Below are 26,379 nucleotides of genomic sequence, written 5' to 3'. Positions count from 1 at the left end.
GTGGGGATGGGGGGGCTGACTCCGATGCGGGGACTTCGGACGCGGGGACTTCGGACGCGGGACCGTTCCTTCCCCCGCTCCTCATTGAACGGCCTCCGGAGTCCTTCGAGGTGACGCCGCGCGAGCGGGTGACCCTCCGGGCCGTCGCGGAGGATCCCCAGGACAGCGTCATGCGCTTCGCCTGGGACGCGGACGTGGGCACGCTGGAGGAGGACGCGAAGGACACGGCCACCACGAGCGAGATTGTCTGGACGGCGCCCCCGTGTCTGGAGCCGGGTGACGATGCGTCCTTCACCCTCACGGTGAGCAACGCCCTGGACCTGGCGGTCATCGCCCGGTTCTCCGCCACCGGGCTTCCCCCCTGCCCGACGTGGACTCAAGTCAGCGCCATGAGCCGGGGACGCGCGGGTGCCACGGCCACGCTGCTGGCGTCCGGCAAGGTGCTGGTGGCGGGAGGCCGTGAGGGCGCGAGCGGCACCGCGTCCCTTGCCACCGTGGAGCTGTACGACCCGGAGACGGGCCTCTGGGCCGCGACGGGGAGCCTGGCCGCGGCCCGCACCCTGCACACGGCGACGCTGCTGCCTTCGGGCAAGGTGTTGGTCGCGGGCGGCGCGAATGGCACCACGGTCCTGGCGTCGGCGGAGCTGTACGACCCGGTGGCGGGAACCTGGACCTCCGCTGGAAACCTGACGGCGGCCCGTGCCTACGCCACGGCGACGCCGCTGCCTTCGGGCAAGGTGCTGGTCGCGGGCGGCAGCGATCTCGACATCAAGGCGACCCTCGCCACCGCGCAGCTCTACGACCCGGCGACGAACACCTGGACCGCCACGGGCAACATGCTCAGGGGCCGCTCCGTGCACGCGGCCGTGCTGCTGGCCTCGGGCAAGGTCCTGGTGGTGGGCGGCCTTGGAAACAGCGGCGTCCTGTACCCCACGGAGCTCTACGATCCGGCGACGGGCACCTGGACCGCCACGGGCACCCTGTCCTCCTATCGCGTCGCCGTCGAAGCCACGCTCCTGCACACGGGCAGCGTGCTGGTGACCAGCGACAACAGCGCCCAGGCGGAGCTGTATGACCCGGCGACGGGCCTCTGGAGCCGCACGGCCCGCATGGTCACTGGCAGCCAGTTCCACAGGGCCACGTTGCTGCCTTCGGGGCAGGTGCTGGTGACGGGGGGCCAAGCCGTCAACGGCGATGCGCCCCTCGCCCGCGCGGAAATCTATGACCCGCCCACCGGCACCTGGGCGGCCACGACCCCGCTCAGGCGGGCGCGGATCTTCCACACGGCCACGCTGCTTCCGTCGGGCAAGGTGCTGGTGACGGGGGGCGATAACGGCACCACCCCCTTGAGCGTCGCGGAAGTCTTCTCAATGCCCTGACGCGGGCGGCCCACCACCCAAAGACAACGGGCCGGGCACGCTCGAAGCGCACCCGGCCCGGAACTCATTGGCGCCAGTCTCTGACTAGCGCGTGGCGACGGCGGGCTGCTCGGGCTTCGCGACCACGGAGTCCTTGGCGGCCTGGATGGCGGCGTCGATGTCCAGCTTGCCGCCGGTGATGACCTTGCCCTTGAGGTCCGGATCCAGCTCCACCGTCTTGAGCAGCAGGTCGCGCACCTGCACGGCCGTCAGGTCCGGGTTCTCCGCGAACATGCGCGCGGCGGTGGCGGCCACCGTCGGCGTCGCCATGGAGGTGCCGCTCATCTCCTCCCACTGGTTGCCCGGCACGGTGCTGAGCACGTCCTCGCCCACCGCGGCCAGGTCCACGACCTTGTCGCCGTGCGACGAGAAGCGCGCCAGCTTGTCGTTGTTCTTGTCCATCGACGCGATGGTGATGACGTTGGGCAGGTCGATGTTGGCGGGCATGTCCGCCACGTTGTTCATGTTGCTGCCGTTGCCGTTCGCCGTGGCCGCGACCAGCAGGATGTCCGCGTCCGCCAGCTTCTGCACCGCCGCGGTCCAGCGCGCCTGGTCCGCGGGGGAGCGGTACGTGTTGCCGAAGCTCGCGTTGGCGGCGCGGATGTTCACGCCGTGCTCCGTCTTGAGGTTGACCAGGTAGTCCACCGAGCGCTCGAAGTTGGTGAGCAGGTCCGCGCCGTCGTACAGGCCGCCCACGCTCAGCACCTTGGCCTTGCCGGCCGCGATGCCGGTGTTGCCCTCGCCGTTGTCCTCGGCCGCGATGATGCCCGCCACGTGCGTGCCGTGGTCCGTGCCGTCGCCCTTGAACGGGTTGCCGTCGCCGAAGCCCACGTTGAAGCCGTGGATGTCGTCCTTGACGCCGTTGCCGTCGTTGTCGATGCCGTCCCCGTCGATTTCACCGGGGTTCGTCCACATCGCGTCGTCCAGGTCGGTGTGCTTGAAGTCCACGCCACCATCGATGACCGCGATGACCGGATCACCCGACGGCTTGGGCTTCGGCTGCGACGGGTCCACCTTCTTCGCGTCGACGACCTTGTTCGCGTCCGGCTTCACCGCGACGTTGGACGAACCGAACGCGAAGGCCGACGCCGGCACGCCAGCGCCCGGCGTCGCGGGACGGCCCGTGGGGCGGTCCACGAAGTTGGAGGGACGCGCACCCTTGGTCTCGAAGCCGTCACGCACCGTGAGGGGCTTGGCCTTGGGCGCTTCCGCGCGGGACGTCTCCCCGGTACGGGCCGTGGGGGCGACGGAAGCGGGCGACTTGCGGTTGATTTCCATGGTGTTCCTCCGTGGGGGGATGCGGAGCGGCCACTGACTCCCACATTGTCGCCTGTCCGCTTTTAAAGTTTCGTTGCATTTGTTTTCGCGGTGCACCTGGGCGGAATCCGGGCGTTAGAGAAGGTCCTGATTCCACGGAGGACGCATGAGCCAGGAGCAGTGGACCGCGGTCGACCGCTACATCACCGACCATCTGGTGGCGCCGGATGCCCTGCTGGAGGCCGCGCTGGAGGCGAGCGCGAAGGCGGGGCTGCCGGCCATCAACGTGGCGCCCAACCAGGGGAAGCTGCTGATGCTCCTGGCCCAGCTTCACGGGGCGCGGCGCATCCTGGAAGTGGGCACGCTGGGGGGCTACAGCACCCTGTGGCTCGCGCGGGCGCTGCCGCCCGGGGGCCGCATCATCACGCTGGAGGCGGTGCCGAAGCACGCGGAGGTCGCCCGGGAGAACTTCGCCCGCGCGGGCCTGTCCGACGTGGTGGAGGTGCGGGTGGGCAGCGCCCTGGAGACGCTGCCCCAGCTGGCGAAGGAGGGGCAGGCGCCGTTCGACCTGACGTTCATCGACGCGGACAAGGTGAACACGGCGGAGTACTTCGCGTGGGCGCTCAAGCTGTCGCGCAAGGGCAGCGTCATCCTCACCGACAACGTCGTGCGCAAGGGCGGCATCGTCGACGCGGCGAGCACCGACGCGAACGTCCAGGGCATGCGCCGCTTCTACGAGGCCGTGGCCGCCGAGCCCCGCGTGAGCGCCACCGCCGTGCAGACGGTGGGCAGCAAGGGCTACGACGGCTTCTCGCTGGCGCTCGTCACGGGCGGACCGGCGTAGCGTCGCGGATCATCTCCGCCCAGAGCGCCTTCACGGTCCCGCGCAGCCAGACGTGCGCGGGATCCCGGTCGAAGCGGGGGTGCCAGGCCTGGGCGACGATGAAGGCGCCGGTCTCCAGCGGAACTGCGCGCACACGCAGGGGCATCAGCGCCGCCGCGGACCGCGCGAACACCGACGGCACCACGGCGATGGCCTCCGTCCGGGCGACGAGCGCCGCCGCCGCGAGCAGGTTGGGCACCACGCCCGTCACCCGGCGGACGTGGCCCTGCCGCTCCAGCAGCGCATCCAGCGGGTTGCGGGTCATCCCGCGCCGCGAGGCCACGATGAATTCAGCGTGGGCGAAGCGCGCGAGCGTCAGCCGGCCCCGGGCGAGCGGGGATGTGCGCGCCACGAGGACGGCGAAGGAGTCCTCGCCCAGCCGCTGCACGCGGATCTCCGGGCCCAGGGCGCCCTGCACGCCGATGTCCAGGTCCACGTCGCCGTCGCGCAGCGCCTCCACGTCCTCCGTGCCCTCCGCCACGAAGCGCAGCGTCAGCCCGGGGGCCTCCTCGCGCGCCCGCTGGTAGAGCGCGGCGCCCAGCAGCGGGATGATGCCGTCGTTCACCCGCACGGTCAGCGTGCGCGTCAGTTGGGCCGGAGGGGTGGGCGTCCCGGGAGCGAGCAGGGCGGTGGCCTCCCGCACCACCTCGCGCACCTGCTCCTGGAGCGCCAGCGCGCGCGGCGTGGGGACCAGCCCGCGGCCCGCGCGCACCAGCACGGGGTCCCCCAGGGTGTCGCGGATGCGGGTGAGCGTGCGGCTCATGGCCGGCGCGCTCAGGTGGAGCCGCTCGGCGGCGCGCGCCACGCTGCCCTCGCGCAGGAGGGCATCGAGCGCCACGAGCAGGTTGAGGTCCAGGTCCGCCATCCGCTGGATACTAGCCGTGGGCCGCTTACGCGGTGCGCACGGCGAGGAGGCAGTCGTCGTCCTCCCAGGGCAGGGGAACGGTGAGGTAGCCGTGCTCCGGCCGCGCCAGGTGCGCCGCGAACTCCGGGCTCATCTTCACGTTGTCCGCGACCAGGAGGGCGCCGGGCCCCAGCTTCGGCTCCAGCAGGCGCAGCAGCGGCAGGTACAGCGGCTTGGCGCCGTCGAAGAGCACCAGGTCCAGGCCGTCCGGCACGTCGGTGCGCAGCGTGTCGAGCGCGTCGCCTTCGCGGAACTCCACCAGGTCCACGAGGCCCGCGGTGGTGAGGTGCTCCCGCGCGCGCCGCACCTTCGCGGGTTCGAACTCCGTGGTGATGAGCCGGCCGCCGCCGTTGTCGCGCAGCGCCGCCGCGAGGTGGAGCGTGGAGATGCCGAAGGACGTGCCGAACTCCACCACCGTCGTCGCCCGCCGCGCGCGCGTCAGGGCATAGAGCAGTTGGCCCAGCGCTTCCGACACCGGCAGGTACGCGTCCGACACCTGCGCGTAGAACGTCCGGTAGTCCTGGTGCAGCGCCTTCGTCCGGGCCTCCGGCGACAGGTTCCGGAAGGGCGCGAGCACGGCGGCGTCCGTCTTCCGCGCGTCGGCGAAGAGGTGGGTGAGCAGGGTGGCGACAGGGGGCGAATGGAGGGTCGTGGTCATGCCCCCACCGTGCGCCTTCACCCCGCCAACGACCAGTGCACCGGGCGCACGGTCTGCGTGCGCCCGGTGCAGGAAACGACTACCAGACCTTCACGCGCTTCTCGGGCGTCAGGTAGAGGCCCTGGCCCGGCTTCACGTCGAACGCCTGGTACCACGCGTCCACGTTGCGCACGGTGGCGGTGCGGTACGGGCCGGGAGAATGGCCATCCGTCACCAGCAGGCGGCGCAGCAGCGGCTCCCGGAACTTGTTGCGCCACACCTGGGCGAAGCCCAGGAAGAAGCGCTGCTCACCGGTGAAGCCGTCCTTCGTGACCGCGGGCTGGTTGCCCAGCGACATCACGTAGGCGTCATGGGAGATGGAGACGCCGGCCACGTCGGCGATGTTCTCGCCCAGCGTGAGTTCGCCGTTCACCGTCATGTCGGGCAGCGGGCGGTAGGTGTTGTACTGGGCGGCGAGCGCCTTGCCGGCGGCCTTGAAGGACTCCAGGTCCTTGGGCGTCCACCAGTTGGCCAGCTTCCCCTTCGCGTCGAACTGCGCGCCCACGTCATCGAAGCTGTGGATGATTTCGTGGCCGATGACGGAGCCGATGCCGCCGTAGTTCACGGCCGGGTCGGCGTTGGGGTCGAAGAAGGGCGCCTGGAGGATGGAGGCCGGGAAGATGATGGAGTTCTGCTGCGGCGAGTTGAGGGCGTTGACCTCCTGCGGCGTCATGAACCACTCCTTGCGGTCCACGGGCTTGCCCAGCTTGGCGACGTTGCGCTGGTACTCGAAGAGGTCCGCGCGCTCGGCGTTGCCGAAGGCGTCTCCCTTGACGATCTCCAGCGCGGAGTAGTCCCGCCAGGTGTCCGGGTGGCCAATGCCCACCTGCACCGTGCCCAGCTTCTCCTTCGCGCGCGCCTTGGTCTCTGGCGACATCCACTCCAGCGCGTCGATGTGGCGGCCCAGCGCGGCCAGGATGTTGCGGACCATGACGTCCGCCTCGGCCTTGGCCTGGGGCGGGAAGTGCTTCGCCACGTAGCGCTTGCCCACGGCCTCGCCCATGGCGTGGTTGGTGGAGTCCACGCCGCGCTTCCAGCGCTCGCGCAGTTGCTGCGCGCCGGAGAGCGTCTTGCCGCTGAACTCGAAGCCCGCGTCGACGAACGCCTTGGGCAGGACGGACGTCTTGCGCGCGATGGCGTGGAAGGCCAGGTAGTCCTTCCACGTCTGGAGGGGCTCGCTGCCCACGAGGCGCGAGATGCCGGTCAGCGCGCTCGGCTGCCAGACGATGAACTCCCCCTGCTGCGCGAGCCCCGCGCTCGCGAACCACGCGGCCCAGTCCAGGCCGGGCGCCTTCTTCGCGAAGTCCGCCTGCTTCCAGGGGTTGTTCACCTTGGCCACGTCCTGCGTGTCCTGGGCGGACCAGTGGGCCTGGGCGATCTTCTTCTCCAGCCCGTAGATGGCGCGCGCCTTCGCGTCAGCGTCGGCGATGCCCGCGTTCTTCAACTGCACGGCGATGTGCTGCTGGTACTTCTCCCGCACCTCTTTGAAGCGCGGCGTGTCCTTCAGATAGAAGTCGCGGTCCGGCAGGCCCAGGCCACCCTGGAGGAGGTACGCGGCATAGCGGCTGGGGTCGTTCAGGTCCTCCGCCACCCAGAAGCCGAAGAGGCGGTCGGTGGTGGTCTGCCCGGTGTTGAGCGCGTCCACGTCCGCGCGCAGGGTGGTGCCCAGCAGCGTGGACAGGTCCTTGCGGTTGGCGACCTTCGCGACGCGCTCCAGCTCCGGCTGGAGCGGGGTGATGCCCTTGGCCTCGATGCCCGCCTCGTCCATGAAGCTGGCGAAGTAGTCACCCAGCTTGCGGTCCTCGCTGCCCGGGGCGGCGTCGGACTTCGCGGCGGTCTCCAGCAGCTCGCGCGTCTGCTTGGAGGCCTCCTCCGCCAGCCGCGTGAACATGCCCATCGCCGAGCGGTCGGCGGGGATCTCCGTCGTGTCCTGCCACTTGCCGTTGACGTAGCGGTAGAAGTCGTCGCCCGGCGCGACGGCCGTGTCCATGCCCGGCGTGTCCACGCCGAAGCTGCCGTACACCGGCTTGGGAGCGGCGGGCGTCGTCGTCGTCGTCGCGGCGGCGGCCTCCGCGGGCGGGGCCGGCGTCGGGGCCTTCTCGGCGGGCGTGGAGGTGGCGCAGGCGGTGATGAGCGCGGACGCACAGACGCCAAACGTCATGCGCGCGGCGCCAAAGGGCGGTCTGGAACGGGACGTCATGAAAGCTCCTGGATGGGCCCCCAACGGGCTGGCGCACTCTGGCGCACGGGGGCGCGCCGCCAACAGTGCAAACGGCGGTTTCATCCCGGGCCCCGCGACGGCGACGGAGGGTTTCACCGGAGGCGGGTGACGCGGTGCCCCAGCCAGGCCTCCCGCGTCGCCGCCACGGCATCACTCCAAGGGCCGCTGCCCGCCCTGCGACGCCGGTTCCAGGGGACGCACCCGGTGTGTTAACGCTCCCGCCGCCCATGGGAACCGGTGTCTCGCAACGGAGCCGCTTCATCCTCTTCGCCCTCGCGGGGGGCGTCCTGGCGCTGTTGCTCGCGCACCACCCCGTCCTGCTGTCGGGCCTCCGCCTGGTTCAAGGCGACGAGGGCGACGTGCGCTTCAACCACTACGTGCTGGAGCACGGGTGGCGGTTCATCTCCGGGGACGCCGGGCATGCGCGCTTCTGGGACCCGCCGATGTTCCACCCCGAGCCCAACGTCTCCGCGTACTCGGACGTGCTGCTGGGCGTGGCGCCCTTCTACTGGCTGTGGCGCCTCCTGGGCTTGAGCGAGGACGTGTCCTGGCAGGCGTGGCTGCTGACGATGTCCGCGCTCAACTACGCCGCGGCGCTGTGGCTGCTCATGCGTGGGTTCGCCCTGCGCGCGGGGCCGGCGGTGGTGGGGGCGGTGCTCTTCACGGCGGGCGCGCCGCGCATCAACCAGCTCAACCACCCGCAGCTCACCGGCCAGTTCTTCGCGCTGCTCGCCCTGGGCGCGGTGCTGGTGCTGCTCCGCCCGGAGACGGACCGGCGGCGCGGGGTGGCGTGGTCCGCGCTGCTCGTGGGCGCGTTCGTGGCCCAGCTCTACGCGGGCTTCTACTGGGGCTGGTTCCTCTTCTTCTTCCTGCTGCTCGGCTTCGTCCTCGCGCTCGGCTTCGGGGACGCGCGCCGGACCCTCTTCGCGGCCCTGCGCCGTCACCTGCCAGCGCTCGCGGCCTTCGGCGTCGTGGGCCTGGCGCTCCTCGTGCCCCTGGTGCTGCACTCGCGTCAGGCCATCGGCACGGTGGGGCTGCGCGACTTCTCCGAAGTGACTCCCATGGTGCCCCGCGTGTGGAGCTGGTTCTACGTGGGCCCGAAGAGCTGGCTGTACGGCTGGACGAATGATTTCCGCCGCTTCCAGCGACTGCCCCTGGGCTGGGAGCACCAGCTGGGCTTCGGCTTCGTGACGAGCCTCCTGGCGGCGGTGGGGCTGTGGCAGGCGCGCGCGCGGCCCGCGGTGAGGATGCTGCTCGTGATGTCGCTCGTCACCGTGCTGCTCGTCTCGTTCTATCGCGGGGGGCTTGTCCCCTGGTGGCTCGTCTTCAAGGCCGTGCCCGGCGCGGCGGCCATCCGGGCCCTGGCGCGCGTTGGCGTGTGGATGCTCATCCCCGCGAGCATCGGGCTGGCCCTGTTCCTCCAGCGGCAGGTCCAGCAGGGCCGCGCGGCGCTGGCGGCGGGCCTGGGCGCGCTGTGCCTCTTGGAGCAGGGCTTGAGCATCTCCACGTATGACCGGTTCGAGTCCCGCGCGGACGTGGACGCGGTGGCCTCCCGCGTGGGGCCGGAGTGCCGGAGCTTCTTCTACGCGCCCACGGCGGGCGAAGCAGAGGAGTGGAAGTACCAGCTCGACGGCGTGTGGGCTTCGGTGACGCGCGGCGTGCCCACGGTGAATGGCTACTCCGGCAACGCGCCCCGGGGCTGGAAGCTCCACGACGCCCGCCGCTTCGACGCGGCGTCCGCCGAGCGCGTCGACCAGGAGCTGGCGTCGTGGATGGACTCGCGGGCCCTGACGCCCGGGAGCATCTGCCGCATCGAGGTGCCGGCGCGGCGGTAGGACGGCCGCGCCAGCGGTGAGGCGACCTACTTCCCGATCGTGGCGTAGTCGCCCTTGAGCGCGACGCCCGCGACCATGGTGCCGGCGTGGCACTCGATGTCGGTGGCGCTCTTGAACTCCACCTTCTTGTAATAGCTGGTGACGTTGACCACCGCGTTGGCGCCGTTCTTCTTCGCGCCGTCCTGCAGGGCGATGAGCGCGGAGAGCGCGGCCCACTTGCAGGCGAACTCGTCCGTCTTGCCCACGGCGTTGGTCTTCTTGTTCGTCACGTCGTTGCCCAGGGTCTTCGCCACCTTGGGCGTCTTCTGGCCGTCCAGGTAGAACTTCACCGAGCCGTCCAGCTTCTGCTTCGCCTCGGGCAGCGCCATCACGTCCGCCAGCTTGATCATCACCACGGTGTCGCGCGCCAACGCGGGGCTCGCGGCGGTCAGGGTCAGCAGCAACAGGGCCTTCTTCATCGGGGTTCCTCCAGGGGTGTGCGTCAGGGCCAGCGACGGAAGATGAGGGACGTGTTGATGCCACCAAAGGCGAAGTTGTTGCTCATCACCAGGTCCGTCTCCAGGGCACGGCCCTTGCCGGTGACATAGTCCAGGGGCGCGCACTTCGGATCCACCGTCGCCGCGTCCAGGTGCAGGGTGGGGGCGAACCAGTTGGAGCGCATCATCTGGACGCTCATCCACGCCTCCAGCGCGCCGCAGGCCCCCAGCGTGTGGCCCATGTAGCTCTTGAGCGACGACAGGGCGACCTTCTCCCCGAACACCGCCAGCGTGGCCGCGCTCTCCGCCGCGTCCCCGGTGTCCGTCGCGGTGCCGTGCGCGTTGACGTACGGGATGGCGGAGGCCGGCACGCCCGCGTCCTCCAGCGCCAGCCGCATCGCCTGCGCCATGGTGTCCGCGTTGGGCTGGGTGACGTGGCGGCCGTCGCTGTTGGTGCCGTACCCCAGCAGCTCCGCGTGGATGGTCGCGCCTCTCGCGCGGGCGTGCTCCAGGTCCTCCAGCACCAGCGTGCACGCGCCCTCGCCCAGCACCAGCCCGTCGCGCTCGGCGTGGAAGGGGCGGGGGGACAGGTGGGGCGCGTCGTTGTGCTTCGTGCTGGTGGCGAAGAGCGTGTCGAAGACGGCGGCGCCGGTGGCGTCCAGCTCCTCCGCGCCGCCCGCGAGCATCGCCACCTGACGGCCCAGCTTGATGGCCTCGTACGCGTAGCCGATGCCCTGGCTGCCGGAGGTGCACGCGCTGGACGTCGTGATGATGCGCCCGGTGATGCCGAAGAAGACGCCGATGTTCACCGCCGCCGTATGGGACATCATCCGCAGGTACGTCGTCGCGGTGATGCCCTCCGTCGTCTTGTGGGTGATCATCTTGCCGAAGTCGCCCATGTTCTCCGGCGTCCCCGCGGAGGAGCCGTAGGCGATGCCCAGCCGGCCGCTCTTCACCAGCGGGTCGCCCAGCAGGCCCGCGTCCAGGAGCGCCAGCTCGCTGGCCCGCGTCGCCATCAGCGCCACGCGGCCCATGGTGCGCGTCGTCTTGCGCGAGTACGTGGACGGCGGCAGCTCGAACGGCGCGGCGGGAGCCCCCAGCCGCGTGTGCAGGCCTTCGTACTGCTTCCAGGACTCCATCACCTGGACGGCGTTCTTCCGGGCGCGCAGCCGCGCCTCCACCGTTGCCCAGTCATGCCCCAGGGGACTCAGGGCACCCACGCCGGTGACGACCACGCGCTTCATCCGACCATCCCCCCGTTCACGGAAATCACCTGACGCGTGATGTAGCCGGCGTCCTCGGCCATGAGGAAGCTCACCGCGGCGGCGACCTCCTCGGGTCTTCCCACCCGGCGCGCGGGGATGATCTTCAGCGCCTCTTCCAATATCTGCGGATCCACCATCTCCGTGTCGATGAGCCCCGGGGCCACGCAGTTGACGGTGATGTCCCGCTTGGCCAGCTCCACCGCCAGCGCCTTCGTCGCGCCGATGATGCCCGCCTTGGCGGCGCTGTAGTTCACCTGGCCCCGGTTGCCCATGAGCCCGGACACCGACGCCAGCGTGACGATGCGGCCCGGCTTGCGGCGGCGCACCAGCGGCATCGTGAGCGGGTTGAGCACGTTGTAGAAGGCATCCAGGTTGGTGTGGATGACGCTGTCCCACTCCTCCGCCGTCATGGACGGGAAGGCGTTGTCGCGCGCGATGCCCGCGTTGCACACCACGCCGTAGTAGCAGCCATGGGCCTCCACGTCCGCCAGCAGCGCGGCCTGTGTCCCGGCGCGGTCGCTCACGTCGAACTGGAGCACGCGCGCCTCGCGTCCCGCGTCCCGCACCAGCGCCGCCACCGCGTCCGCTTCCTCCCGCCGGCTGCGGCAGTGCACCACCACGTCGAAGCCGTCGCGTGCGAGGCGCAGCGCGATGGCGCGGCCGATGCCCCGGCTGGAGCCCGTCACCAGCACCGTCTTGTCACCCATCCGTGTCGCTCCTCCTCATGACCTGCCCGGCGGGCGGCTCGAACACCGTCAGCGCCGCCGTGGCCACCGTCTCCGTGCCGATGGTGATGGTGCAGTCGAACTGGCCCAGCCCGTTGTCCGCGAAGAACTGCCGGTGGACCTCGATGCGCAGGCACTCCCCTGGCCGGAAGACGGGGCGCTGGCAGTCATAGCGGCGGGTGCCCAGGAGGAAGCCCACCTTCGGCACCTCTCCGCGCAGCCGCGCGTGCCAGCCGGCCCAGGCGGCCACGGCCTGGGCCATGTACTCGATGCCCACCCAGCCGCCCACGGCGCCGTCCACGAAGAAGAGGCTGTCCTCGCGCACGGTGACCTCCGCGAGCAGCGTCTCCGCGTCGGCTTCCAGCACGCGGTCGAGCAGCCGCATGCGCCCGCCGTGGGGCACCAGCTCCGCGATGGGCAGGTCGACGATGGTGCGCATCAGGCGCGCTCCAGCACGAGGGCGGCGTTGCTGCCCCCGAAGGCGAACGAGTTGCTCAGCACGGTCCGCACCGGCCGCCCCAGCGCCTCGCCCGGCTTCACCAGCGACAGCGCGGGGAGGGACGGGTCCGCCGCCCCATCCCAGAAGTGCGCGGGCAGCCGTCCCTCCGGGTTGTCCGTGAGCGTCAGCCACGCGAAGGCCGCCTCCAGCGCGCCCGCGGCCCCCAGCGTGTGGCCGGTGAGAGGCTTGGTGGAGCTGGCCTTCACGTCCGGGCCCAGCAGCGCGTGCACCGCGCGGCTCTCCATGGCGTCGTTCTGCTCCGTCGCGGTGCCGTGAAGGTTCACGTAGTCCACGCGCTCGGGTGCGATGCCCGCGCGCGTGAGGGCTTCGCGGATGGCGGCGATGGCGCCCCGGCCCCCGGGCTCCGGCGCGGAGATGTGGTGCGCGTCGGAGGACTCGCCCCAGCCGGACAGGCGCACCGGCCCCGGCTCGCGCGTCATCAGGAACAGCGCCGCGGCCTCGCCGATGTTGATGCCGTGGCGGTGGACGCTCATCGGGTTGCAGCGCTCCTCGCTCACCGACTCCAGCGCGCGGAAGCCCGCCACGGTGAAGCGGCACAGCGAATCCACGCCGCCCGTCAGCACCGCGTCCACGGTGCCCGCGCGCAAGAGCCGCGCCGCGCTCGCCAGGGCCTTGGCGCTGGAGGAGCACGCGGTGGAGATGACATACGCGGGCCCGGAGAGGCCCAGCACGTGGGTGAGCGCCGAGGCGGGAGCGCCCAGCTCCTGCTGGTTCAAGTGGAAGGTCGCGGGCAGCTGTCCCGTGGCGAGCTGCGCCGCGATGGCGCCCTCGCTCTCGCCGATGCCGGAGGTGCTGGTGCCCAGGACGACGGCCACGCGCTCCGGACCGAACCGGGCGATGGCCGCGTCCACGGCGGGGCGGATCTCCGCGAGCGCCGTCAGCAGGAGCGCGTTGTTGCGGCTGCGCCAGGCCGGGGGCAGCGCGTCCTGGGCCTCAAGCGGGGCGGTGATGAGGCCCAGGTGCAGCGCGCGGTCCGCGTAGCCCTCATGGGGGGCCACGCCGGAGGGGGTGGCCGCGAACAGCGCGCGCGCCACCTCGCGCTTCCCGGAGCCCAGGGCGCAGACGAGGCCGAGCTGGTGGAGGAAGACGGGAGGCATCATGGAAGAGGTCACTCGTCCGCGGGGCGCGATTCGATGGTGAGCCGGTAGTGCTCGGAGAGGTTGGTGAGCTGTGTACGCCCTTCCCAGCGCGGCTCGCCATCGTAGCGCACCGTCACCCATTCCCTGCCGTTCTTCGACAGGGCACGTCGCCCGGGCCCATCCTCCAGCGTCCAGCCGGGGGGCAGGGCGGCGCGCACGGCGTCGGCCGGCCAGTAGACGAGCTGCACGTCCCGGAGCACCGGCGCGGACTGGAACTGGGCAGGCAGGCGCGGGTCGCGCTCCTCGTCCAGGGTGGTTCCATTCCAACGCAGCGTGAGGATGCGCTGCCCCAGGGCGAAGCCGGCCAGTTGCATCAGCGCCGGCTCCACCTCCAGCAGGGCTTCCAGCGAACGCGGGCCGCCGGGGTCCGACTCGTGCGCGAACTCCAGCCGCTGCGTCAGGCTGACGGTGGCCCCCAGGGCAGCCGGTGCCAGCCGCAGCTCCGGCAGCGGCTCGCCGGGAGCGGCGGGCGGCGGCCGGGGCGCGGTGGCGCAGGCGACGAGGCCCGCGACGAGCAGGACCGGGACGGCTAGGCGCACACGGCCTCGAGCACGGTGAGGCGCCGCTTGCTCTCCGCGACGTAGGGGTTGTTCGTGTCCCACGCGTAGCCGGCGAGGATGGCGGAGATCATCCGCCGCACGTCCGGGGACGGGTTCGGGTGGAAGATGACCTGCTGGAAGCCGCCCTCGTACCAGGACTCCACGAAGGTGCGGAAGGTGTCCACGCCCGCCTTGAGCGGCTTCGCGTAGTCCTTCTCCCAGTCCACCGTCTCCCCGGCGTACGCGCGGCGGATGCAGTCAGCCGCGAGGCTCGCGGACTTGAACGCGATGGTGACGCCCGAGGAGAACACCGGGTCGAGGAACTCGCCCGCGTTGCCCAGCAGCGCGAAGCCCGGGCCCCACAGCGACTTCACGTTGGCCGCGTAGCCGGTGAGCTTGCGCGCGGGCGTGTCCCAGACGGCGTCCTTCAACAGGTCCGACAGCGACGGCGTCTCCTTCACGATGGCCTGGAGCCGCTCGGTGTCCGTGCCCTGGTACTGCTCCAGGTATTCCATCTTCGCGACGACCCCCAGCGAGCAGCGGCCGTCGGAGAAGGGGATGGTCCAGTACCAGACGTGCACGTGTTCGGGGTGCACCGTCACGCGGATCTTGTTGCGGTCGAAGCTGCCCGGCGGCGTGCGGTCCAGGACGTGGGTGAAGATGGCGCCGCGCTTGGGGAAGTTCGACGGCGTCTCCAGGTTCAAGAGGCGCGGCAGCACGCGGCCGAAGCCGCTCGCGTCCAGGAGGAAGCGCGCGCGCACGCGGTACGTCTCACCGTCGGGACCGCGCGCCGTCACCTCCGGCTGCTCGCCGTTCGTGTCCACGGAGAGGACCTCGTGGCGGTAGCGCACGGTGGCGCCCTGACGCTCGGCACCTTTCGCGAGCACGTGGTCGAAGTGGGCGCGCTGCACCTGGAAGGTGGTGCCCCAGCCGGGGGAGAATTTGTCGCGGAAATCGAAGTCCGTGTACTTGTCGCCGCGCACGAAGGCCGCGCCGTTCTTGTACTGGAAGCCCGCCTCCACCACGTCCTGGAGCATTCCGGCCGCTTCGATGTACTCCATGCTCTGCGGCAGCAGGCTCTCGCCGATGGAGAAGCGAGGGAACTGCTCACGCTCCAGCACGAGGACGTCACGGCCCTGCTTGCGAAGGAGGCCCGCCGCGACGGAGCCCGCGGGGCCCGCGCCAATGATGAGGATGTCCGCCGATTCAGTTTTCAATGTGTGGCTTTCCCAGGAGGAAGTCGGAAACAGGGGGTGAGGATCCAGATGGTGACCTCGCCCAGGAGCATGGCGAGGCCGAAGGAGCGCAGGGCGGGCGTGGCCGACAGGCCCAGCAGACCGAAGGACAGGAGCGTGCTGACGCCGGCCAGGGCCACCGCGAGCCACGCGGAACCGTCACCGGGGTGCTCCAGAAGGAAGATGCCGTAGTCCACGCCCATGCCCAGCAGCAGCACCAGGCCCAGCACGGTGAAGAGCTGCAGGGGCGCGCCCGACCAGCCGAAGAGGGCGAGCGTGATGAGCGTGCCCAGCACGGATGGCAGCCACGCGCGCCACGCCTGTCGCCCGAAGCGGGCCACCAGCGTGAGCAGCACCGCGACATAGCCCGCGACGATGAGCCCGCCCATGATGCGCCGGTAGCGGCCGAGCAGCCCGGAGATCTCCGCCGTCTTGTCCACCCAGCGGATGCCCTCCAGGCCGTGCGCGACCGCTTCCAGCTTCGGCAACTGCTTCGGGTCGTTGAGGCCGCGCAGCATGAGGACGCTGTACTGCCGCGCGCCCAGCGTCCCCAGCCACTGCTGCCGGATGGCGGAGGCGACGGGCCCGGAGAGGAAGTGTGAAGGCGTGAGCGGTGTTTCGGCGAACGTTGCGCGCGTGGGGGCCTCGCCGGTGGACTCGCTCACGGCGGCCACGGCCTGCGCTTCGGCGCGGGCGCTCAGGGCCGCGTCCTCGCGCTGCTGGGCCTGGGAGGGAAGCCAGTCGGACACGGCGCGGTAGCCCGCGAACACCTTCTGGGCGACCAGCGTGTCCAGGTGCTGCTTCAACGTCGCCTCGCGCGCGAGCACCTGTTCGTCGCTGTCCCCCTCCACCAGGAAGAACTGCGCGGGGCTGGGCAGGCCCAACAGCCGCCCCAATTCGCGCTGGTCGGCGATGAGGTTCGGGGGCGCGCCCTGCAACTGGCGCAGGTCGTCCTGGGGCTTCAGCTTCCAGAGGCCCACGGCCACCAGCACGGCAAGCACGGCGCCCGTCACCCACCAGCCCCGCGTGGAGGCGATGCGCGGCCAGCGGGTGATGGAGGCGGAGAAGCGCTCGGAGAAGGCGGTGACGGGCAGCGCGCCCCGGTCCAACGAGGGGAACCAGCACACCACGGTGAGGAACGCGGCGGTGAGGCCGGCGGCGGAGAACACCGCCATCTGCCGCAGGCCGGGGAAGGGCGCGACGCCCAGCGCCAGGTACGCCACCACGCTGGTGATGAGCGCCAGCGCCATGCCCGGCAAGAGCGAACGCATCACCGGCCCGCGCTCGGATGGGGCCTTGCCCTGCCGCGCGGCGAAGTAGTGGAAGCCGTAGTCCTCCGCCACGCCCACGAGGCTGGAGCCGAACACCAGCGTGAGCAGGTGCACCCGCTCGAAGACGAGCGCGGTCACCGTCAGCGCCACGGCGCAGCCCAGCGTGAGCGACACACCCACGAGCAGGATGGGCCGCAGCGAGCGAAAGGTGAGCCACACCAGCAGGAGCACCGCGGCCAGCGAGCCGAAGCCGATGGTGGACATCTCCCAGCTCGCCTGCGCGGCGGCGGCCTCCGCGTACAGCGGCACGCCCGCGGCCACCAGCCGGGCGCCGGGCACGGTGGCCTCCACCCGGGCTCGGGCCTGCTCCACCACGGCGGTGACGCGGGAGCCGTCTCCCAGCGCGAAGGCGGAGACCTTGCTCTTCCAGGTGAGGAGCACCCACTCGCGGCCCTCGCCCGACAGCCACAGCCGACCGTCGCGGGGACGCGCGGAGGTCTCCGCGGCGCGGGCCTGCCACCAGTCCGGCCACAGGCCCAGCGGATCCGCGTTCCAGTCCGTCATCCGCGCGCCCGCGGGCTGGTACAGCTTCATCAGGGCCGTGCCGCCCAGCTCCTCCTGCGTCGCGCGCGTGAGCCACTGGCGCTGCGCGGGCGTGAGCAGCCGGTCTCTGTAAGGCCGGTAGAAGTCCACCGCCTGCTCCAGCGCGGAGGTGTCCACCACGGCGGGCTCCAGCACGTCGGAGGCCTGCTCCAGCACGCGGGTGGCCTCGTCCGCGACCTTCTGGGCGGAGGCCCAGTCCTGCGCGCCCACCAGCAGCACCACCTGCCGGCCGGCTTCGTCCGCGAGCTTGCGCGTGGCGGCGTCCACCTCCGGCGCCTGCTCGTCCTCCGGCAGGAGCGCGAGCACGTCGGTGTCCAGGCGGGCCGAGCGCCAGAAGGACACCTGGTGCACGCCCACGGCGAGGACCACCAGGGCCCAGAGGATGGCCAGCCTATTTGCCAAGGCGCTCGGCTTCCGTGGCATCCGGCGGCGGCGACTGCGTGAGCTGGTCGAAGAGGATGACGCTGGAGTCCCCGCGCGTCTCGTCCATCTTCACCTGCCGCACGTACGCGTCGCCTTCCAACTGGATGTGCTTGAAGACGCGCGCGAGCCCCGCGTCCGTGGGCGTCAGCTCCAGCCGCCAGCCGGTGGGGCCCACCAGCTCGCCCTCCACCTTGAAGCGCTTCTGCAGCGTGGACACGTCGCCCGCGAGCAGCGCGAAGAGCAGCTCGTTCACCGCCGCCAGCGCCGGCTCCTTCGTGGAGTCCAGGTGATAGGCCGCGCCGCCCTGGCCCTGCTCCGCGCTCAGCGACTTGCGCGTGAGCGTCAGCGTGGAGGCGAAAGGCGTGCGCGTGTTCCACAGCACGCCCTGGTCGCGGGCGAGGAGGAAGTCACCCTTGGACACCAGCGGCTTCTTGAAGCCCGCCACGGTCTTCTTCTGTTCGAAGTGGCCGCGCACCAGCGGCGCATCCACCAGCCGGGCGCGCACGTCCTTCACGAGGTCGCCCGCGTGAGCGCTCACGGACAGCAGCGCGCAGGTGAGCACGAGCAGGGTCTTCATTCCGGCCTCACTCCCAGCTTGTTCCAGAGGACTTCCGGACAGACGAACTGCATCTCCCCCGTCGCCAGGGCCACCGCCACCTGGATGGTGTGGGCCTGGTTCACCTTGCGCCCGGTGGCCGCGTCACGCAGCGCGTAGTCGAAGCGCAGCCGGTTCTCCCACTCGGTGATTTCGGCGCGCACGATGATCTTCTGCTTGTAGGAGATGGGGGACACGTACTTGAGCCGCATGTCCACCACGGGCCAGCCATAGCCGGACTCGCGCATCTGCGGGTAGTCGTAGTCGTAGCGGCGCAGGAGGGCGCAGCGCGCCAGCTCCAGGTACTTCACGTAGTGGCCGTGCCAGACGATCTCCATCATGTCGAGGTCGTGGAACGGCGGATCGATTTCGATTTCGCAGCTCAGGTCAGGCTTCATGCAGCCTCCACTCCCGCCGGCGGAGGGCGGTGAGCAGGCCTTGCAGCTCGCCATCCAGGGCGCGGTCCTCCACCAGCAGGGGGATGCGCGCTTCCAGGTCCGCCTGCATCGCCGCCAACGCGGGGCCCGGCCTCGCGTCCGCGTCCACGCGCTGCCGCAGGGTGACGCCCTGGCGGGCCGCGATGAGCATGGCCGCGACCACCTGTTCGGTCAGCTCCAGCACGCGCAGACAGTCGCGCGCGGCGATGGTGCCCATGCTGACCTTGTCCTGGTTGTGGCACTCCGTGGAGCGGGAGAAGACGGACGCGGGCATCGTCTGCTTGAGCGCCTCCGCCGTCCACGCGGAGACGCTGATCTGCGCCGCCTTGAGGCCGTGGTTGATGGCGGCCCTGGGGCCCGTGGACGCGGAGAGGTTCGCGGGCAGCCCGTGGTTGTAGCGGGGGTCCACCAGCAGCGCGAGCTGCCGATCCAACAGGTCCGCCACGTTGGCCACCGCCGTCTTCAGGCTGTCCATGGCGAAGGCGATGTGGCCGCCGTAGAAGTGGCCGCCGTGCAGCACGCGCTCGCCGTCGGGATCGATGAGCGGGTTGTCGTTGGCGCTGTTCAGCTCGTTCTCGATGAGCGTGCGGAAGAAGGGCAGCGCGTCCTCCAGCACGCCGATGACGTGCGGCGCGCACCGGAGCGAATACCTGTCCTGGAGCCGCTGCTCGTTGCGCGACGGCCGGTCCGTGACGAGGTCCGCGCGCAGCCGGGCCGCCACGCGCTGCTGGCCCGCGTGCGGCTTGGCCGCGAAGAGCGTCTCGTCGTAGTGGTGCGCGTTGCCGGCGCTCGCCAGCACGTTGAACGCGGTCAGCCGCGTGGCCAGCCGGGACAGGTACTCCGCCCGCTCCCACGCCAGACACGCCAGGGCGGTCATCACGGCGGTGCCGTTCATGATGGCCAGCCCCTCCTTCGGCCGCAGCTTGAGGGGCTTCACGCCCAGCGACTCCAGCACCTGGGCCGCGGGCCTCCGCTCGCCCCGGTACCAGACGTCGCGCTCGCCGCAGAGCACCGCCGCCACGTACGACAGGGGCGTCAAGTCACCGCTCGCGCCCACCGAACCCTCGGCGGGAATCATCGGCAGCACGTCGTGCTTGAGCAGCAGCTCTAACTGGGTGAGCAGGCCCTCGCCCACGCCGGAGAAGCCCTGGCACAGCGAGGCGAGCCGCGTGGCCAGCACCGCGCGCGTCTCCTCGGGCGTGAGGAACCGGCCCGCGCCGATGCCATGGTACGTGTAGAGGTGGTGCGGCAGCTCCGCGACGAGCGCGGGCGGGATGGACACCGTCACGGAGTCGCCGTAGCCGGTGGTGACGCCGTAGATGACGCCGTCCTCCGCCAGCAGCCGGTCCAGGAACGCGGCGCCCTTCGCGATGCGCTGACGGAAGGCGGGGGCGGTGCCCAGCTCGGCCGGGCGCTCGCGCCGAGCCAGCGCTCCCACGTCCTCGAGGGTCAGCCGACCGCCGTCGAAGCGCACCGGGAGGTCAGAAGGTAGGGGGCTTCGCGGAGACATTCACCTGATCCCAGAAGGGAAAGAAGTTGAACCAGTCGTAGGGCGCGCGCTGGAGGAGCGCCGTGACCCGGCCGGCGTAATGTTGGGCGCAGTCCGTGAGCGCGGCCTCGCGTTTGCCTCGCGGCAGGACGACGCGCTCAAAGAGGCACTCGAAGTGGATGGTGTAGCCGTCGCCCTCATGGATGCAGCCCAGCAGGTAGAGCGGACACTTGAGCAGCGCCGCCAGCACGTAGGGCCCCACGGGAAAGGGCGCGGGGTGTCCCAGGAAGTCGACGCGCACGGTCTGGCTGGCATTCACGGGAATGCGATCGCCCGCGATGACCACGAACTCGCCGGCCTCCACGCGCTCGTTCAGCGCGACGGCGGTGGCCGGGCCCATGTCGGTGACTTCCAGCAGGTGGAAGTCGTTCTCCGGGTTGAGGCGCTTGAGCAGGCGGTTGAACTGCTCCGCGTGCAGCGTGTGCACCAGGATGTTGAGCTTCACCTCGCCCCTGCGCTCCGCCATGGTGCGGCACAGCTCCAGGCAGCCCATGTGCGCGGTGACGATGACGCCGCCCCTGCCCGCCTTCGCCGCCTGGTAGAACTCCTCGCGGCCCTCGGTGCGCACGCGCTCGAAGCGGTAGCGCCCGCTGACCGCGAGCAGCTTGTCCAGCATCGTCTCCGCGAACATCAGCGTGTGGCGCACGCTGTCGCGCCAGTGGGGCGTGTGGCCCAGCGCACCCGTCGCGGCCTCCATCCGCTCCAGGTACTGGAGCGAGGACTGGCGCAGGAGCGGCCGGCTCAGCCAGTGCACCAGCACCACCGGGTACAGACAGAGGCGGAAGGGCCAGCGCCCCAGCAGCCGGTGGATCCAGTACAGGAGCCAGATGCCGGCGACGAAGGTCGTCTCTCCCATCTCCGCCCAGTGGCGGGACTTCATCGCGCCACCTTGCGCCACAGCAGCATCGGCAGCCGCACCAGCATCCCGAAGAAGAGCCGGGCGTGCATGCCGGAGATGCGCACGTTGTCCCAGAGCACGTCGAAGTGGGAGATGCCGTCGGTGGGGTAGCGCACGTGGGTGGGCTGGTTGAGGATGCGCATGCCGCGCCAGAACAGGCGCACCAGCACCTCCACGTCGAAGTCCATCCGCTTGCCAATCCGCACCGAGTCGATGAGCGCCACGGTGGGCGCCAGCGGATAGACGCGGAAGCCGCACATCGAGTCGCGGATGGCGAACGACAGCGTGTTGATCCACACCCAGATGTGCGTGGCGTAGCGGCCGTACAGCCGGCCCTTGGGCACGGACTCGTCGTAGACGGGCGTGCCGCACACCAGCGTGTCGGGGCTCTGCTTGGCCAGCGCGAGGAAGCGGGGGATGTCGCGGGCGTCGTGCTGTCCGTCCGCGTCGATCTGCAACGCGTGGCTGTAGCCGCGAGCCTGGGCCGCGCGCAGGCCCGCCATCATCGCGCCGCCCTTGCCCTCGTTCTGGGGCAGGCGCACCACTTCCACGCCGTTGCTGTCGTCGCGCGCCAGCCCGTCCAGCACCGCCGCGCAGCCGGGCTCGCTGCCGTCGTCCACCAGCACGCAGGGCAGGCCATGGGAGCGCACCGCGTGCACCACCGCGCCCACGGCCTCGCCGTGGTTGTAGACCGGAATCACCGCGCAGACCTTCATCCCACCCCTCCACCCAGCACGATGCGGCCGCTGGCGTGCGCGCCCGCGGCCGACGTCAACTTGAAGCCCAGCCGTCCGGACTCCGCCGCCCAGGTGAGCTCCAGCGTCAGCTGCGTGCCGGGCGGAATCACCTGCTGGAACTTCAGGGTCTCCAGCCGCAGGAAGTCCGGCGGCAGGGCGAAGTGCTCGCGGCCCAGCAGCAGCGCCCAGTCCACCTGGACGACGCCGGGCAGGATGGGCGTGCCGGGGAAGTGGCCGTCGAAGTACGGCGAGCCCTCCGGGGCCTCCACCGACAGGAGCACGCGCTCCGGTGCGCGCTCGAGGACCTGGAACGCCGGCCGCCTCGGGTCGAAGAGGGCGGCGAGCGCCGCTTCCGTGGATTTGCCCTGCGAGTTGACCGGCATGGCCTCCAGATATCGGAACCGGCGCGGCAAGGCACTGGACTCGAAATGGGGGGCCAGTTTCTCGCGCAGGGCCTGGTTCAGGGAGCGTCTGCCCCCCGCCTCCTGGAGCCTCCAGCCCGCCGCCTCCGGCACCGCCACCACCGCGAGCGTCACCCGGTGGCCCTCCGCCAGGGGCAGCACCCGCGCCTCCTTCACCAGCCCGCCCTCCACCAGCGCCCGCTCCATGGCGCTCAGCGACACGCGCTTCTCCTCCAGCTTGAGGAGCCGGTCCCTGCGCCCCAGCAGCTCGAAGCCCCCGGGCACCGCCCGCGCCCGGTCCTCCGTCGTGAACCACGCCCCTTCGGACAGGTCCAGGTGGGGCGAGCGGACGGCCAGGACCTCGTCATCCGCGCCGGCGCGCACCTCCACGCCGGGCATCACCCGCCACGACGCGGCGTCCTCGGTGTCCCGCCTGCGCCACGCGACGCCCCCGGTCTCCGAGCTGCCGTAGACCTCCACCGGCGCCCGGCCCAGCAGCTCCCGACACGCCTGGAGCGCTTCGGGGCTGAGCGGCCCCCCGGAGGAGAACAGCCCGCGCAGGTGCCCGCGGACCGAGGCCCAGTCCAGTGACGCCGGCAGCCGCTTCAGGTGCGCGGGGCTCGCCACCAGCAGCGCGGGGCCCGGGCGCAGCGCGGCCACGATGTCCTCCGGATACGGCAGCCCGTGCGCGTCGAACGGCCGGCCCGACGCCAGCGGCCACAGCACCCGGAACAGCAGGCCGTAGATGTGCTGGTGCGACACGGTGGCGAGCACGGGCGCATCCCCGGCCTCCGCGTCGAACAGGGCCCCCAGCGTCACCACCTCGCTGGACAACTGCGACAGGCGCTTGGGGATGGCGGTGGGCTCACCGCTGGAGCCCGACGTGTAGACGATGAGCGCAGCGAGCACCGGCGACAGGGGCTGGAACGTGCCATCCGCATCCACGACGGGCGTCAACGCCGCCAGGTCCGCCGGAGCCCTGCCCGCGAAGCCGTCCACGTGGGCGCGCAGCGCCTCCAGCGTGGCGGGCCGAGCGTCGGCGGGAAGGTAGATGCACACGCCCGCGTGCCAGGCGCCAAAGAGCGCGGCGGCGAACTCGAAGGTGTCCTCGTGGAAGAGCGCGTACCGCCGCCCCCCGTGCGCCGCGAAGGCCGTGCGCCAGCCGGTGGCCCTCGCGCGGAACGCGGCGAAGTCCAGCACCTGTCCCTCGCGGCGGGCCACGGGGTGCCCCGCGGGACGGCCGTGCACGAGGAGGTGTTCGAGCGCGAGCGGCTCATCCATGGGCGTGCCGTGCGCGCACCCGCTGCCGCACCACCCATTCGCCGGCGAAGAGCAGGCCCATGAGGCCGTAGGCGATGAGGCCGTTGTAGAGCGCCCAGGTGGCGTCGCTCGCCCAGAGCGCGGTGGTGAGCGCGAGGCTGCCGTTGAGGACGAAGAAGCCGCACCACACCTGCGTCACCTTGCGCGTGTAGAGGACGCCGGACGGCGGCAGGTCCTTCTCCCGCAGGCGCGCCAGCCGTTCGATGACACTGGGGGGATAGGCGAGGCTGGTGGCGAAGACGGTGAGGAGCACGCTGTTCACGAGCACCGGGTAGAGCTTCAGCGGCAGCGCGTGGTTGCCCAGCATGCTGGACGCCGCGAGCACCAGCGCTCCCACGGCGGCCGCAAGCCACATCTTCTCCCGGGTGGCCACCGCGCGCACCACCGCCATGCCCGCCAGGGGGAGCGCCATCCAGCGGGGTTCGAAGTGGCCCAGGCCCAGATAGACGAGCGGCGGGTACGCGAGGCTCAAGAGCCCCAACAACACCGGACGCAGGCGTTTCACGCCGCGGCGGAGTCGCTGCCGAGCAGCCCGTGCAGCGCGTCCACCACGTCCTGCAGCGTGCGCACGGAGCGGAAGACCTCCGGCGGAACGCGCTGGCCCGCGACGGGCTTCAGCCGCACCAGCAGGTCGATGGCGTCGATGCTGTCGATGTCCAGGTCATCGTGCAGCCGCGCCTCCGGGATGATGCGCGACGGTTCGATGTCGAAGGTTTCCTGGAGGATGGCGCTCAGGCGCTCGAACAACTCGTGTTTGGTCATGGGGTGGCTCCGCGCTTTGGTTTTTAGGGGTTCAGGACTTGGTGCGGTGGGTGCTGACGAAGTCCGCGAGCGCCCGCACGCTGGCGAAGTGACGGCGGTTCTCCTTGGAGTCGCTCGCCAGCACGACGCCATAGGACTTCTGCAGCGCCAGCCCCAATTCCAGGGCGTCGATGGAGTCCAGTCCCAGGCCCTCGACGAACAACGGCGCGGCGGGATCGATGTCGTCCGGTTTGAGGTCTTCGAGGTTCAGCGTCTCGATGACCAGACGCTTGATTTCGTGCTCAAGCTCCAACATGGCCCTGGTTCTCCCGGGAGAAGTAGTCGTGAAGGCGTGTGGTGAGGTGGCGCGCGGCCTTCGCCGCGTCCCCCGCGTCCGCGTCCCTGGAGGAGACGGGGATGTCGTCCTCCACGCGGATGATGAAGTGCATGGGTTTCGGAGGCACCTTCCACCAGGGCGCGCCCTTGGTGAGGCCCAGCGGCGCGACGCGGATGGTGACGGGCGTGATGTCGCAGGGGCCGCGCACCGCGATGTTGGCGGCGCCGCGCTGCAACTGCATGGGTCCGTTCACCGGCGTGCGCGTGCCCTCCGGGAAGATGATGAGGTTGTTGCCGGCCTTCACGGACGCGATGCAGTCCTGGATGAGCCCGGGCCCGGAGTCGTTGCACAGATAGCGCGTCGCGCGGATGGGGCCGCGCATGAACGGGTTGTTCGCCAGGCTCGCCTTCACCACGCAGTCCGCGTTGGGCACCAGCGAGATGAGGAACACCACGTCGATGAGCGTCGGGTGGTTGGCCAGGATGAGCAGCCCGGAACGCGACAGCTTCTCCACCCCTTCCAGCTCGTAGCGCAGCACGCCCAGGAAGCGCATGTAGCCGACGAAGAAGCGGAATGAGTGGTGCACGGCCAGCCGCGCCAGCCGCGTCTGCCGCACGGGCTCGCGCACGATGAGCTGGAGCAGCGGGAAGTAGAGGAGGCGCAGCGCCAGCCCCCCCAGCCCGAACGTGGCGAAGGACAGGCCGGTGGCGAAGATGCGCCAGAGCCGGTCGAGCTTCTCAACCATGGCGTTCCCACCGCCAGCGCCGAGCGCCCACCGGGTGCTCCCACTGGCGCGCCCCGGAGACCAGGAAGCGCAGCGCGCGCAGGTCCGCCGGCAGCCCGTCCTGTTCCCCAGCGTCCGCGTCCGGCGGCCCGGCGTGGCAGTCCAGGCGGATGGCGTTCGCGCCCGAGTCGGCCGCCAGCAGGCAGGCCCAGGCGTGCGGGAACCCCACCGTCGGGGAGAAGTGCCGCCAGGGCTCCGGCACGGGCTCGTCGTAGAGGACCACCATCACCCGGGGGACCCCGTCCGACAGCAGGCCGCACGCCTCCGTGAAGGCGGCCTCCACCGTCTCCTCGCCCGCGGCGATGGCGCCATAGGAGGCCGTGTCGCCCCGCGCGATGGAGTAGAGCGCGCCGATGGCGTTGTGCACCGACAGGCTGAACGACGTGGGCGACAGCGGCTCCGAGCGCGCCAACTGCGTGAGCAGCTCCACCGAACGGCCCAGGTCCCCGTAACGCGATGCGAAGAGCACCGGCGCTTCGGGCGCGTCCGCGTGGGCCTGATAGGTGGCCTGCAGCGCGATTCGGCCCAGCCGGTCCACCCGGCGGCGCATCATCGCGGGCATCTCCGCGAGCGCGGGCGTGCCTTCAGCGGGGAGAGGGTGGGGCTTCTCAAGCCAGGCTTCCCAGGCGGCCGGAGCAACGAGGCCAGGGGCCCATGCGGCCCAGCGCTGAACGGTGAATCCCATCGTCATGACGGAGAGGCCCCAAGCGCTCCCAAAGGCAACCTTTACCAAAGCATCAACAGGGAGACAATTGGCGCCCGGCCCCAAGCCGGCAGGGGACCGGGCGGATGCTCCACTCCACGCCCTGTTGGTGCCGCAAGAAGCTGTTTTTGTTGGCAAAACGCGCAATGGAACCTCGCCGTTCAGCTGCTTGCGGGTTTGTCCAGGGGGGTGATGCGTCCAGTGCTCCCCACAGGTCGCGAAGACCCCCACGGGATGATTCGGAACGACCCGCGCGGACGGGTCACGGGCGTGGGCTCCCGACGTCGCGAACGCCCTGCGTATTCACCGGCCGCGCGCGGCCGTCCCGGTGCCTTGGTGGGACGCGCTAAGGTTTTTCCGTTTTTGCTACCAATCCAGTTTCATGGACGGAAGGGACGCTCCAGGCATGCGACGCACGACGACGTGGAAGCGGGCGGTGGTGGTCCAGGCGGTGTGGCTGTTGGGG

Annotated in this window: 26 protein-coding genes; 3 read left to right on the top strand and 23 right to left on the bottom strand. The window is 71.0% G+C overall.

All coding sequences use genetic code 11. The features are described 5' to 3' along the window. A partial coding sequence (locus D7X74_RS19045; protein ID WP_304984922.1) for a kelch repeat-containing protein occupies positions 1-1,379 on the top strand: 1,379 nt, incomplete at its 5' end. 84 nt (positions 1,380-1,463) lie between these two features. On the opposite strand, the gene D7X74_RS19040 is transcribed toward D7X74_RS19045, so the two are convergent. Then, entirely contained in the window at positions 1,464-2,696 is a 1,233-nt protein-coding gene (locus D7X74_RS19040; RefSeq protein ID WP_120534390.1) for a S8 family serine peptidase, read from the bottom strand. Between the two features lie 145 nt (positions 2,697-2,841). Here D7X74_RS19040 and D7X74_RS19035 point away from each other — a divergent pair, with 145 nt between their 5' ends. After that, positions 2,842-3,519 carry an O-methyltransferase gene (locus D7X74_RS19035; protein ID WP_120534389.1) on the top strand — a complete coding sequence of 226 codons (678 nt, stop codon included), beginning with the start codon at positions 2,842-2,844 and terminating at the stop codon, positions 3,517-3,519. Here D7X74_RS19035 and D7X74_RS19030 read toward each other — a convergent pair. From D7X74_RS19030 to D7X74_RS19020, 3 genes are all read right to left on the bottom strand, one after another. Continuing rightward, positions 3,500-4,423 (bottom strand): LysR family transcriptional regulator, encoded by a 924-nt coding sequence (locus D7X74_RS19030; RefSeq protein WP_120534388.1) that lies wholly within the window; start codon positions 4,421-4,423, stop codon positions 3,500-3,502. The genes D7X74_RS19035 and D7X74_RS19030 overlap by 20 nt on opposite strands. Before the next feature lie 25 nt (positions 4,424-4,448). Next, complete coding sequence (locus D7X74_RS19025; protein ID WP_120534387.1) at positions 4,449-5,120, bottom strand: O-methyltransferase; 672 nt, start codon at positions 5,118-5,120, stop codon at positions 4,449-4,451. Positions 5,121-5,199: 79 nt separating this feature from the next. Beyond that, complete coding sequence (locus D7X74_RS19020) at positions 5,200-7,359, bottom strand: M13 family metallopeptidase (RefSeq protein ID WP_120534386.1); 2,160 nt, start codon at positions 7,357-7,359, stop codon at positions 5,200-5,202. Between the two features lie 248 nt (positions 7,360-7,607). On the opposite strand from D7X74_RS19020, the gene D7X74_RS19015 reads away from it, so the two are divergent. Then, positions 7,608-9,215, top strand: a complete 1,608-nt coding sequence (locus tag D7X74_RS19015) for a hypothetical protein (protein ID WP_120534385.1) — start codon at positions 7,608-7,610, stop codon at positions 9,213-9,215. Between the two features lie 26 nt (positions 9,216-9,241). Here the strand turns inward: D7X74_RS19015 and D7X74_RS19010 are convergent, their stop codons facing one another. Genes D7X74_RS19010 through D7X74_RS18920 form a run of 19 tightly spaced genes read right to left on the bottom strand, consistent with a single transcriptional unit; the run spans position 9,242 to position 25,901 of the window. Then, complete coding sequence (locus tag D7X74_RS19010) at positions 9,242-9,673, bottom strand: excinuclease ATPase subunit (protein ID WP_120534384.1); 432 nt, start codon at positions 9,671-9,673, stop codon at positions 9,242-9,244. 23 nt (positions 9,674-9,696) lie between these two features. Continuing rightward, entirely contained in the window at positions 9,697-10,935 is a 1,239-nt protein-coding gene (locus D7X74_RS19005; protein ID WP_120534383.1) for a beta-ketoacyl-ACP synthase, read from the bottom strand. After that, positions 10,932-11,663, bottom strand: a complete 732-nt coding sequence (gene fabG / locus D7X74_RS19000; protein WP_120534382.1) for a 3-oxoacyl-ACP reductase FabG — start codon at positions 11,661-11,663, stop codon at positions 10,932-10,934. Before fabG ends, D7X74_RS19005 begins: the two co-directional genes overlap by 4 nt. After that, positions 11,656-12,120, bottom strand: coding sequence for a hotdog family protein (locus D7X74_RS18995; protein ID WP_120534381.1), 465 nt, complete (start codon positions 12,118-12,120; stop codon positions 11,656-11,658). Before D7X74_RS18995 ends, fabG begins: the two co-directional genes overlap by 8 nt. After that, a complete protein-coding gene (locus tag D7X74_RS18990; protein ID WP_120534380.1) occupies positions 12,120-13,301 on the bottom strand; it encodes a beta-ketoacyl-ACP synthase in 1,182 nt (393 codons plus the stop codon). Before D7X74_RS18990 ends, D7X74_RS18995 begins: the two co-directional genes overlap by 1 nt. Before the next feature lie 8 nt (positions 13,302-13,309). Further along, a complete protein-coding gene (locus tag D7X74_RS18985; RefSeq protein WP_120534379.1) occupies positions 13,310-13,879 on the bottom strand; it encodes a DUF3261 domain-containing protein in 570 nt (189 codons plus the stop codon). Further along, positions 13,870-15,096, bottom strand: coding sequence for an NAD(P)/FAD-dependent oxidoreductase (locus D7X74_RS18980; protein ID WP_120534378.1), 1,227 nt, complete (start codon positions 15,094-15,096; stop codon positions 13,870-13,872). The genes D7X74_RS18985 and D7X74_RS18980 overlap by 10 nt, the downstream gene beginning before the upstream one ends. Then, entirely contained in the window at positions 15,093-17,390 is a 2,298-nt protein-coding gene (locus D7X74_RS18975; RefSeq protein WP_120534377.1) for an MMPL family transporter, read from the bottom strand. Before D7X74_RS18975 ends, D7X74_RS18980 begins: the two co-directional genes overlap by 4 nt. Then, complete coding sequence (locus D7X74_RS18970) at positions 17,380-17,988, bottom strand: outer membrane lipoprotein carrier protein LolA (RefSeq protein WP_120534376.1); 609 nt, start codon at positions 17,986-17,988, stop codon at positions 17,380-17,382. Before D7X74_RS18970 ends, D7X74_RS18975 begins: the two co-directional genes overlap by 11 nt. Further along, positions 17,985-18,404, bottom strand: coding sequence for a thioesterase family protein (locus tag D7X74_RS18965; RefSeq protein ID WP_120534375.1), 420 nt, complete (start codon positions 18,402-18,404; stop codon positions 17,985-17,987). Before D7X74_RS18965 ends, D7X74_RS18970 begins: the two co-directional genes overlap by 4 nt. Then, the gene (gene hutH, locus D7X74_RS18960; RefSeq protein ID WP_120534374.1) at positions 18,394-19,953 is read right to left on the bottom strand and encodes a histidine ammonia-lyase; all 1,560 of its coding nucleotides are present in this window, start codon (positions 19,951-19,953) and stop codon (positions 18,394-18,396) included. Before hutH ends, D7X74_RS18965 begins: the two co-directional genes overlap by 11 nt. Then, positions 19,925-20,872, bottom strand: coding sequence for an acyltransferase (locus D7X74_RS18955; protein WP_120534393.1), 948 nt, complete (start codon positions 20,870-20,872; stop codon positions 19,925-19,927). Before D7X74_RS18955 ends, hutH begins: the two co-directional genes overlap by 29 nt. After that, positions 20,869-21,606 (bottom strand): glycosyltransferase family 2 protein, encoded by a 738-nt coding sequence (locus D7X74_RS18950; protein WP_120534373.1) that lies wholly within the window; start codon positions 21,604-21,606, stop codon positions 20,869-20,871. Before D7X74_RS18950 ends, D7X74_RS18955 begins: the two co-directional genes overlap by 4 nt. Beyond that, on the bottom strand, positions 21,603-23,309 hold the full coding sequence (locus D7X74_RS18945; protein ID WP_120534372.1) for an AMP-binding protein: 1,707 nt from the start codon (positions 23,307-23,309) through the stop codon (positions 21,603-21,605). Before D7X74_RS18945 ends, D7X74_RS18950 begins: the two co-directional genes overlap by 4 nt. Beyond that, positions 23,302-23,853 (bottom strand): hypothetical protein, encoded by a 552-nt coding sequence (locus tag D7X74_RS18940; RefSeq protein ID WP_120534371.1) that lies wholly within the window; start codon positions 23,851-23,853, stop codon positions 23,302-23,304. Before D7X74_RS18940 ends, D7X74_RS18945 begins: the two co-directional genes overlap by 8 nt. Further along, positions 23,850-24,110 (bottom strand): acyl carrier protein, encoded by a 261-nt coding sequence (locus D7X74_RS18935; RefSeq protein ID WP_120534370.1) that lies wholly within the window; start codon positions 24,108-24,110, stop codon positions 23,850-23,852. Before D7X74_RS18935 ends, D7X74_RS18940 begins: the two co-directional genes overlap by 4 nt. Before the next feature lie 31 nt (positions 24,111-24,141). Further along, positions 24,142-24,405 carry a phosphopantetheine-binding protein gene (locus D7X74_RS18930; protein WP_120534369.1) on the bottom strand — a complete coding sequence of 88 codons (264 nt, stop codon included), beginning with the start codon at positions 24,403-24,405 and terminating at the stop codon, positions 24,142-24,144. Beyond that, positions 24,392-25,171 (bottom strand): 1-acyl-sn-glycerol-3-phosphate acyltransferase, encoded by a 780-nt coding sequence (locus D7X74_RS18925; protein ID WP_120534368.1) that lies wholly within the window; start codon positions 25,169-25,171, stop codon positions 24,392-24,394. Before D7X74_RS18925 ends, D7X74_RS18930 begins: the two co-directional genes overlap by 14 nt. Continuing rightward, positions 25,164-25,901: a beta-ketoacyl synthase chain length factor gene (locus tag D7X74_RS18920; protein WP_233602162.1), complete on the bottom strand. Its 738-nt coding sequence runs from the start codon at positions 25,899-25,901 to the stop codon at positions 25,164-25,166. The genes D7X74_RS18925 and D7X74_RS18920 overlap by 8 nt, the downstream gene beginning before the upstream one ends. Between the last annotated feature and the right edge of the window lie 478 nt (positions 25,902-26,379).

The organism is Corallococcus sp. CA047B, assembly GCF_003612065.1.
Lineage (GTDB): Bacteria > Myxococcota > Myxococcia > Myxococcales > Myxococcaceae > Corallococcus > Corallococcus praedator.
The sequence above is the reverse complement of the archived record's forward strand: the minus strand, read 5'-3'. Positions and strand labels throughout refer to the sequence as shown.

Excerpts from the sequence above, each read along its gene's own strand:
- D7X74_RS19030 (WP_120534388.1), bottom strand. The coding sequence starts at position 4,423 with ATGGCGGACCTGGACCTCAACCTGCTCGTGGCGCTCGATGCCCTCCTG.
- D7X74_RS18935 (WP_120534370.1), bottom strand. The coding sequence starts at position 24,110 with ATGACCAAACACGAGTTGTTCGAGCGCCTGAGCGCCATCCTCCAGGAA.
- D7X74_RS18970 (WP_120534376.1), bottom strand. The coding sequence starts at position 17,988 with ATGAAGACCCTGCTCGTGCTCACCTGCGCGCTGCTGTCCGTGAGCGCT.
- fabG (WP_120534382.1), bottom strand. The coding sequence starts at position 11,663 with ATGGGTGACAAGACGGTGCTGGTGACGGGCTCCAGCCGGGGCATCGGC.
- D7X74_RS19025 (WP_120534387.1), bottom strand. The coding sequence starts at position 5,120 with ATGACCACGACCCTCCATTCGCCCCCTGTCGCCACCCTGCTCACCCAC.
- D7X74_RS18990 (WP_120534380.1), bottom strand. The coding sequence starts at position 13,301 with ATGATGCCTCCCGTCTTCCTCCACCAGCTCGGCCTCGTCTGCGCCCTG.
- D7X74_RS19035 (WP_120534389.1), top strand. The coding sequence starts at position 2,842 with ATGAGCCAGGAGCAGTGGACCGCGGTCGACCGCTACATCACCGACCAT.
- hutH (WP_120534374.1), bottom strand. The coding sequence starts at position 19,953 with ATGTCTCCGCGAAGCCCCCTACCTTCTGACCTCCCGGTGCGCTTCGAC.
- D7X74_RS19040 (WP_120534390.1), bottom strand. The coding sequence starts at position 2,696 with ATGGAAATCAACCGCAAGTCGCCCGCTTCCGTCGCCCCCACGGCCCGT.
- D7X74_RS18955 (WP_120534393.1), bottom strand. The coding sequence starts at position 20,872 with ATGAAGTCCCGCCACTGGGCGGAGATGGGAGAGACGACCTTCGTCGCC.
- D7X74_RS19010 (WP_120534384.1), bottom strand. The coding sequence starts at position 9,673 with ATGAAGAAGGCCCTGTTGCTGCTGACCCTGACCGCCGCGAGCCCCGCG.
- D7X74_RS18945 (WP_120534372.1), bottom strand. The coding sequence starts at position 23,309 with ATGGATGAGCCGCTCGCGCTCGAACACCTCCTCGTGCACGGCCGTCCC.
- D7X74_RS19005 (WP_120534383.1), bottom strand. The coding sequence starts at position 10,935 with ATGAAGCGCGTGGTCGTCACCGGCGTGGGTGCCCTGAGTCCCCTGGGG.
- D7X74_RS18965 (WP_120534375.1), bottom strand. The coding sequence starts at position 18,404 with ATGAAGCCTGACCTGAGCTGCGAAATCGAAATCGATCCGCCGTTCCAC.
- D7X74_RS19020 (WP_120534386.1), bottom strand. The coding sequence starts at position 7,359 with ATGACGTCCCGTTCCAGACCGCCCTTTGGCGCCGCGCGCATGACGTTT.
- D7X74_RS18920 (WP_233602162.1), bottom strand. The coding sequence starts at position 25,901 with ATGACGATGGGATTCACCGTTCAGCGCTGGGCCGCATGGGCCCCTGGC.
- D7X74_RS18925 (WP_120534368.1), bottom strand. The coding sequence starts at position 25,171 with ATGGTTGAGAAGCTCGACCGGCTCTGGCGCATCTTCGCCACCGGCCTG.
- D7X74_RS18930 (WP_120534369.1), bottom strand. The coding sequence starts at position 24,405 with ATGTTGGAGCTTGAGCACGAAATCAAGCGTCTGGTCATCGAGACGCTG.
- D7X74_RS18995 (WP_120534381.1), bottom strand. The coding sequence starts at position 12,120 with ATGCGCACCATCGTCGACCTGCCCATCGCGGAGCTGGTGCCCCACGGC.
- D7X74_RS19015 (WP_120534385.1), top strand. The coding sequence starts at position 7,608 with ATGGGAACCGGTGTCTCGCAACGGAGCCGCTTCATCCTCTTCGCCCTC.
- D7X74_RS18950 (WP_120534373.1), bottom strand. The coding sequence starts at position 21,606 with ATGAAGGTCTGCGCGGTGATTCCGGTCTACAACCACGGCGAGGCCGTG.